The 7,594-nt window shown below is 68.5% G+C and carries 8 protein-coding genes; 2 read left to right on the forward strand and 6 right to left on the reverse strand.

The features are described 5' to 3' along the window. Together ACFWPJ_RS11145 and ACFWPJ_RS11150 are read right to left on the reverse strand one after the other, a co-directional pair. A partial coding sequence (locus ACFWPJ_RS11145; RefSeq protein WP_378849706.1) for a phosphoglyceromutase occupies positions 1-621 on the reverse strand: 621 nt, incomplete at its 3' end. Next, the gene (locus ACFWPJ_RS11150; RefSeq protein ID WP_378849707.1) at positions 618-1,592 is read right to left on the reverse strand and encodes an ROK family protein; all 975 of its coding nucleotides are present in this window, start codon (positions 1,590-1,592) and stop codon (positions 618-620) included. The genes ACFWPJ_RS11150 and ACFWPJ_RS11145, both read right to left, overlap by 4 nt. 203 nt (positions 1,593-1,795) lie before the next feature. Here ACFWPJ_RS11150 and ACFWPJ_RS11155 point away from each other — a divergent pair, with 203 nt between their 5' ends. Then, entirely contained in the window at positions 1,796-2,971 is a 1,176-nt protein-coding gene (locus ACFWPJ_RS11155) for a lipase family protein (protein ID WP_378849709.1), read from the forward strand. Positions 2,972-3,009: 38 nt separating this feature from the next. On the opposite strand, the gene ACFWPJ_RS11160 is transcribed toward ACFWPJ_RS11155, so the two are convergent. The 4 genes from ACFWPJ_RS11160 to ACFWPJ_RS11175 all read right to left on the reverse strand — a co-directional run bounded on the left by ACFWPJ_RS11160 (position 3,010) and on the right by ACFWPJ_RS11175 (position 7,317). Next, the gene (locus ACFWPJ_RS11160; protein ID WP_378849711.1) at positions 3,010-3,504 is read right to left on the reverse strand and encodes a YbjN domain-containing protein; all 495 of its coding nucleotides are present in this window, start codon (positions 3,502-3,504) and stop codon (positions 3,010-3,012) included. Continuing rightward, the gene (mshA, locus tag ACFWPJ_RS11165; protein ID WP_378849729.1) at positions 3,501-4,859 is read right to left on the reverse strand and encodes a D-inositol-3-phosphate glycosyltransferase; all 1,359 of its coding nucleotides are present in this window, start codon (positions 4,857-4,859) and stop codon (positions 3,501-3,503) included. Before mshA ends, ACFWPJ_RS11160 begins: the two co-directional genes overlap by 4 nt. 145 nt (positions 4,860-5,004) lie before the next feature. Then, on the reverse strand, positions 5,005-5,979 hold the full coding sequence (locus ACFWPJ_RS11170; protein WP_378849712.1) for an alpha/beta hydrolase: 975 nt from the start codon (positions 5,977-5,979) through the stop codon (positions 5,005-5,007). Between the two features lie 513 nt (positions 5,980-6,492). After that, positions 6,493-7,317: an alpha/beta fold hydrolase gene (locus ACFWPJ_RS11175; RefSeq protein WP_378849714.1), complete on the reverse strand. Its 825-nt coding sequence runs from the start codon at positions 7,315-7,317 to the stop codon at positions 6,493-6,495. A 49-nt stretch (positions 7,318-7,366) separates the two neighbouring features. On the opposite strand from ACFWPJ_RS11175, the gene ACFWPJ_RS11180 reads away from it, so the two are divergent. Beyond that, positions 7,367-7,594: SDR family NAD(P)-dependent oxidoreductase (locus ACFWPJ_RS11180; protein WP_378849715.1), on the forward strand; the 228-nt coding region annotated here is incomplete at its 3' end.

The following is a 7,594-nucleotide window of genomic DNA, read 5'->3' on the forward strand; positions in this document are numbered from 1 at the left end:
GCCGGTGGGGATGTTGAGGCTGGAGATGTCCTCGTCGGAGATGTTGTCGAGGTGCTTGACCAGCGCGCGCAGGGAGTTGCCGTGGGCGGCGACCAGGACGGTCTTGCCGGTGCGCAGCTCCTGGGAGATGGTGTTCTCCCAGTACGGGATCATGCGGGCGACGACGTCCTTGAGGCATTCGGTCTTGGGGACCTCGATGCCCGCGTAGCGCGGGTCGCCTTCCTGGCTGTACTCGTTGTCGTCGGCGATCGGCGGCGGCGGGGTGTCGTAGCTGCGGCGCCACAGCATGAACTGGTCCTGGCCGTACTGCTCGCGGACCTGCTCCTTGTTCTTGCCCTGCAGGTCACCGTAGTGGCGCTCGTTGAGGCGCCAGTCGCGGATGACCGGGATCCACAGCCGGTCGGCGGCATCGAGCGCGTTGTTGGCGGTGCTGATCGCGCGACGCAGCAGCGAGGTGTAGACGATGTCGGGGAGAACGTCGTGCTCGGCGAGCAGCTCGCCCGCCCGCTTGCCCTCGGCGATGCCCTTGTCGGTCAGGTGCACATCCACCCAGCCGGTGAACAAGTTGAGGGCATTCCATTCGCTCTCGCCGTGGCGCAGTAGCACGAGGGTGTAGGTCATGGGGCCATTCTGGCATCAAGGCCTGGATCAGACCCACGCCACCTCGTCGAACCCGGCTTCGCACACCCCGTCGGAGCGCCGGTTCCCGCCGCTTCCACCGCGAGGACTCCCGCGCCGACGAGGGTCGCGCCGCCGGCCAGGGTCGACAGCTCCACCGTGAGCTCGCGCAGGAATTCCAGCCGCGCGTGCCGGGCGACGGCGGCCCGCAACGGCTCCCACAGCGGTGCGCCCGAGTGCGCGAAGCCGCCACCGATCACCACGCGGTCTATGTCGAGCAGAGCGGCCGCGGAGGAAATCGCCTGTCCGAGTGCGGTTCCCGCCCGGGCCATCGCGGCGGTCGCCACCGGGTCGCCCTGGTACGCCGCCGTGGCGAGCTCGGCGCCGGTCGCACCGGTCCACCCCCGCGCACGCGCCCAGCGCACCGATGACATCCCCCCGGCGACGGCCTCGACACACCCGGAGCCCCCGCAACTGCACGGCGTGTCGTCACCTGGCACGACGATATGCCCGATGTGCCCGCCATTGCCGGTGCGCCCGGCCAGCACGCGCCCGTCGGCGATGATGCCGCCGCCGACCCCGGACGACACCGTCAGCGCCAGCCCGTTGTCCACCCCGCGCAGCCCGCCGACGCGATGCTCGGCCAGCACCAGGCACGCGCCGTCGATCGCGAACCGCACCGCGGCCTCGGGGAACAGCGCCTGCACGTGGGCGACGATCGCGAACCCGTCGCGCCAGCGCGGCAGGTTCAGCGGCCTGGTCACCCCGGCCGGCACGTCGACCGGTCCGGCCGAACCGATGCCGACCGCGGTCACCGGTCTGTCGCCCGCCACAGCGAGCAGGAGTTCGCGGCAGACCGCCCACGGATCGTCGGCATCGGTAGCCGCCCGGCGCACCTCACGCAGCGTGTAGTCCGGATCGACCAGTCCCGCAGCGAATTTGGTCGCTCCGATGTCGAGTGCCAGTGCCGTCATCGCCCTCCTGTCCACCTGGTGCGTATCCACATCGTCGTCACGGCACGACGAGGCGCTTTCTCTGCCGGTCGATGTGAAAGATCACCGAATGTGGCACGCGACACTTTGACTACTGGTCGGTACATAAAGAGCCGATTCGTTAGATACTTCAACGCGGGTCGGGTCTTGTCAGTTGGGCAGCACTACTCTGATGAAGGATAGCTGTGTCGAAAATCGTTGTACTGGTGTTGAGTCTGCTGTGTGTGGGCTTCCTAGCCGCACCGGCGGGTGCGAACCCGTTGTATCCGACCCCGGATCCGGATCCGTTCTTCACGGCACCGAGTGACATCGGTGCGCTCGCGCCGGGCGATGTCGTGCGCACACGCCGGATCGACACCATGCTCTACCCCGGTACCGAGGGCTGGCAGGTCGCCTTCCGCTCCACCAACTCCGCGGGCAACGCGATCATGGGCATCACCACCGTGCTGATGCCGATCGGTGTGAAGAACCCGCCGCTGGTGTCCTACCAGGCGCTCATCAACTCGATCGGCACGCGCTGCAACCCGTCGAAGTCGCTGTTCAACGGCGAGCTGCAGGACGCGCCCGGCGCGATGCTGCCGATCGGGCGCGGCTGGGCGGTGTCGGTGCCGGACTACCTCGGCCCCACCGTCGCCTACGGCGCGGCGAAGATGAGCGGCATGGTCACCTTGGACAGCGTGCGGGCCGTCCAGAAGGTCGCCGAGCTGGGCCTCGGCACTTCGCCGGTCGCCTTGGCCGGGTACTCCGGTGGCGGCATGGCGACCGCATGGGCCGGTGCGCTGCAGCCGACCTACGCGCCGGAGATGAAGCTCGCGGCCGTGGTCGCCGGTGGTATCCCCGCCGACCTCGAATTGATGGCCGACGCCCTCGGTTTCGCGCCGCACCCCGGCTTCGGCCTGGCCTTCGCGGCCGCCATGGGTATCGAGCGCGAGTACCCGGAGCAGGTGCCGGTCTCGGATTCGCTCAACGAGCAAGGTCTGTGGTTCCGCGAATTCACCAAGGACGCGTGCCGCCGCTTCCTGCTCTTCCACGGCATCTTCCGCAACGCCGAGCAGATGGCCGCCTCCAAGGACCTGATGTCCAGCCAGGTTGCCCGCGGCGTCCTGCGTGAGAACAGCCTCGTGCACTTCACGGGAGCGCCCACCGCGCCCACCTACATCTGGCAGGGCAAGTACGACACCCTCACCCCGTACGGGCCGGTGGCCGAGTCGGTGGCCCACTTCTGCTCCCAGGGTGCGCCGATCCAGCTCGCCACGATCGAGATCTCCGAGCACATGACCGCCGCCGCGGCCGGTTTCATCGACGCGTGGAACTACGTCGAGTCCCGCTTCCGCAACGAACCGGTCCCGACGAACTGCTGAGGTGACACGGTGCTGGGCGCCCCTCGCCCAGCACCGGTTCAGACCTGGTCGGACTCGTCGATGAGGTGTTCGAAGGCGCGCAGGTTCTGGAGGGATTCGCCGCGGGCGACGCGCCATTTCCATTCCTTGCGGATGGATTCGGCGAAGCCGAGTTCGAGCAGCATGTTGAAGTCGGTGTCGACGGCTTCGAGGATCTGGCCGAAGACGCGGTCGAGTTCGTCGGCGGTGACCGACTCGGCGGACATGCGGCCGACGAGGTAGATGTCGCCGACGTTGTCGAGGGTGTAGGACACGCCGAAGAGGCGGCGGTTGCGGCGCAACAGGTACTTGTAGACGCCTTCGAAGTTCTCGTCGGGCTTGCGGCAGACGAACGATTCGATGCGAACGCCGTGCTTGCCGACGGTCAGCATCACCGTGGTCTTGAGCTTGCGTTCGCCGGGCAGGACGACGATGAAGGTGTCGTCGCTGTGGCGGGTGTATTCGATCTCGCGATCACGCAGCGTCTCGTCGATCACCTGCGATACGGCGCTCACCTGCGTACTCCCGTCCGGCGCCGCCACAGCGCCCGCGATCTGGCCTGGCTTGTCTCGCCCGCGTGCAGGTCGATCCGGCCGCGTTCGGCGCGGAATCCGGCCATCGCGGCAGCGTAACTGTCGAGCAGGCCCTCGGCGGTGTGCGCCCAGGAGAACCGGCTCGCGTGGTCGACGGCGGTGGCGCTCATCCGCGCCAGCCGGTCCGGGTCGTCGAGCAGGGCGGCGAGAGCGTCGGCCCAGTCGGGGGTGCGATGCCCGGGAACCAGCAGACCGGATTCGCGGTGCCGGACGGCGGTGCCGAGTCCGCCGACGTCGGCGGCGAGCACCGGGGTGCCGCTGGCCTGCGCCTCGATGGCGACCAGCCCGAAGGATTCGTTGTAGCTAGGCACGGCGACGACGTCGGCCGCCCGATACACCTGGACGAGCCGGTCGGCGGGCTGTGGCGGCAGGAAGGTGACCTGCTCGGTGATGCCGAGGTCGGCGGCCAGCTCGATGAGCGCGTCGGGCCTGGCCAGGCCGCTGCCGGACGGTCCGCCCACGATCAGCACCCGCAGCTTGCGGCTGGGATCGCGGTGGATCAGGTCCGCGGCGGCGCGGACAAGCACGTCGGGGGCCTTGAGCGGCTGGATGCGGCCGACGAAGGCGACGACCTGCTCGTCGGGACGGAGGCCGAGTTCGGCGCGGGCCGCGAGCTTGTCGCCGGGCCGGTAGCGGGACAGGTCGGCGCCGGGCGGCACCACATCGATGCGATCGAGCGAGGCGCCGTACAGGTCGACGAGCTGACGGGCCTCGTCCCCGGTGTTGCCGACGAGCCGATCGGCCTCGGCGATCACCTGCTTCTCCCCGATCACCCTGGTCTCGGGTTCGGGGGCGTCGCCCTCGGCGAGCGCGGCGTTCTTGACCGCGGCCAGCGTGTGGGCGGTGTGCACCAGCGGCACCCGCCAGCGGTCGCGGGCCAGCCAGCCGACCTGGCCGGAGAGCCAGTAGTGCGAGTGCACGAGGTCATAGTGGCCGGGCAGGTGACGCGCCTCCTGGCGCAGCACCTCGGCGGTGAAGGGACACAGCTGGGTGGGCAGGTCGTTCTTGTCCAGACCCTCGAACGGTCCGGCGACGACGTGGCGGACCAGCACACCCGGCCCGGCCTCGGCCACCGGCGGCAGATCCGACGACGTCGCCCTGGTGAAGATCTCCACCTCGGTGCCGCGTTTGGCGAGCTCGAGCGCGGTCTGCAGCACGTAGACGTTCATGCCGCCCGCATCGCCGGTTCCGGGCTGCGCCAGCGGTGACGTATGCACCGACAGCACCGCGATGCGGTGGGGCAAGAGATCCGGACGACGCTGACTCACACCCTCCAGTGTGCACGCCGCGACGCCGCCACCGACATCCCTACCGGGATCGGTGACGGTCGTCACAGAGTATTCGTGAGTGAGTTCACGCGGTGGCCGATACCGAGACTGCCCGATCGGCGCCGCCGCCGCGAGCGGTTTTTCGCCGTCACGGTCACCGCGCCAGCGCCGCCTCGAAGACCGGCCACGACTTGTGCAGGTCCTGCTCCCAGTAGCCCCACGAGTGGGTGCCGTTGGGCCGCAGATCCACCGTCGCGGGGATGCCGAGCGACTGGAGCCGGTCGCGCAGCTGCTGGGTGCACAGGTTGGTGACGGCCTCCAGCGTGGCACCGAAGATCAGCTGCAGCGGGTCGCTCTGGGTGGCGATGGTGTCGTACGGGCCGGGGATCCCGGTGCCGGAGGAGATGTAGACGTCGGTGCCGCGCAACGCTTCGGCGTGCAGGTAGGGGTCGTTGGCCGACCACTCGGGGTCGGTGGGCGGGCCCCACATATTGGCGGCATTGCCGAGCCTGCTGCCGACCACCGTGCGCACGATCGCCTGTCCCCTCGCGTCGCTGGTGCGCACACAGCCGCTGTAGGAGCCGATGGCCCGGTACAGGCCGGGTGCGGCGAGCGCGAGCTGGAACACCGAGGTCCCCGCCATCGACAGTCCCGCGATGGCGTTGGCGCCGGTGCCGCCGAACGCGGCGTCGATCACCGGCGGCAGTTCCTTGGTGAGGAAGGTGGTCCAGCGCGGCTTGCCGAGCACCGGATCGTCGGCCCGCCAGTCGGCGAAGTAGCTGCCCGCCCCGCCGAACGGGATCACCACATTGACCTGTTTGTCCTGGAAGAACTCGACCACATCGGTGCGATCGAGCCAGTTGCCGTCGCTGCCGCCGCCGACTCCGTTGAGCAGATACAGCGTCGGGGCGGGCTTGTCCGGGTCGGCGGCGCGCAGCACGCGCACCCGGGTGACGGTGTCCATCGCCGGCGAGTACACGCCCACATCGATCGTCTGATCTGGCTCCGTTCGCTGATCCTCGATCCGCGCCTGCTCGGCCCCCATCGCGGGCGATGCCATCCCCACGCCAACCAGCGCGGCGAGCACAACCACAACGATCCGAGCGCCCACTGCCCGACCAAACATCATCGAACTCCGATCTCGACGCCGAACCCTTCCTGCCGCGATCAAACGGCATTCCCGAACGCTACACAGGGATTCGCGAAAACATTGTGACGATTACCAGAAGACTTTCCGCCGCCCTGTGCAAACAAACCCACTAGGCATCGAGCACAATCACAGTCTTATCACATCAGCGTTAACGACGAGCGGATCAGCTGGTCACAGCCGCACAGAAAGGGGGCTTTACCTGTGCAAATGCCAACCCAGCTACCATCAGATTACCTGGTGCCGCATGCTCATGATGAGCACCACGCGGTCCGAATTGCCATCGATTCACCACTGAAATGCTCCGCCGAAACTGCGATCCAGCAGCGCTCGAGAGGACACGCCGCCAGTAGAAGTCCACAACGCGCCATGACGCCCATGTGTCACCTCCATGCCCGGCCGGAAGAAAGACCGTGCGATACAGGGCAGGCATCGCACTGCGCGCTCACCCCAGTTTCTGAAACATCGATAGTTCACAGAAGCCGGGGGTGAACTTCAGTCCAGCGCGTCGATGAAAGCGCTGACCTCGGCGAAGAAGCGCGGACGGTCCTCGATGAACAGCCCGTGCTGGGCGCCCTCCCACAGCGAGATGCGGGCGTCAGGGGCATTGTCGGCGATGTACCGACCGTTGGCGGCGGGCACGACCGGATCCTCGGTGCCGTGTAGGACCAGGACCGGGATGTCGAGCGCGCGCAGGGTTTCGGTGTTGTCGATGGTCCGGTAGAACAGCGCCTTGCGCACCGACGGCGTGGTGGCGAGGCTGGTGCCGAACAGGCGCTGGGCATCGACGCCCTTGTCCTCGCCGGGACCGGTATTGGCATTGCCGAACACGGAGAATCCGCGCACCGCGCGACCGGCGGCCTCGTCGAAGACGCCGGGAATCGCCTTCTCCATGGCCGGACCGGGCGCCGCACCCGGCACATTCGGGCCGATATTGGCGGGCGCGCCGCAGTAGATGGCGGCGGCGACGGCCGAGCTACCGTGCGTGGCCAGATAGTCGGTGGCCACGATGCCACCGTAGGACCAGCCGAGCAGCACCGCACCCGACTCGATGCCCTCGGCCGCCAGCACCGCGGCGACGTCGGCGCCCCACGCCTTCGGATCGTCGTAGCCCGCGCCGGGATCGTCGGAGTAACCGTGCCCGCGCAGGTCGACGGCGATCACGCGATACCGCTGCGCCAGATCGTCGGCCGCGGCGCCCCAGCACCGCAGATTGCCCGCCCAGCCGTGCAGCAGCACCAGGGGCCTGCCGGTCTCCGGGCCGCTCACCCGGTAGACGATCCTGGTTCCATCGGCACTGACAGCATCGCGAATAGCCATGCCGACAGGCTAGGCGACAGCGAATCGGCGGCGAATAGGATCACTGTCCATGAGCACTCGCACCGCCGTCGTCACCGGAGCCAGCTCGGGAATCGGTGAGGCCACCGCCCGGGAACTCGCGAAGCAGGGGTACCACGTCTACGTGGGCGCCCGGCGGTTCGACCGGGTGCGGCGGCTGGCCGAGGAGTTAGGCGGCACCGCCGTCGAAAAGGACATCACAACCCAGGTGTGGGTGGGCGCGTTCACCGACCCCAAAGACACGGTCGAAGTGCTGGTG

The organism is Nocardia sp. NPDC058497 (genome assembly GCF_042720195.1).
Lineage (GTDB): Bacteria > Actinomycetota > Actinomycetes > Mycobacteriales > Mycobacteriaceae > Nocardia.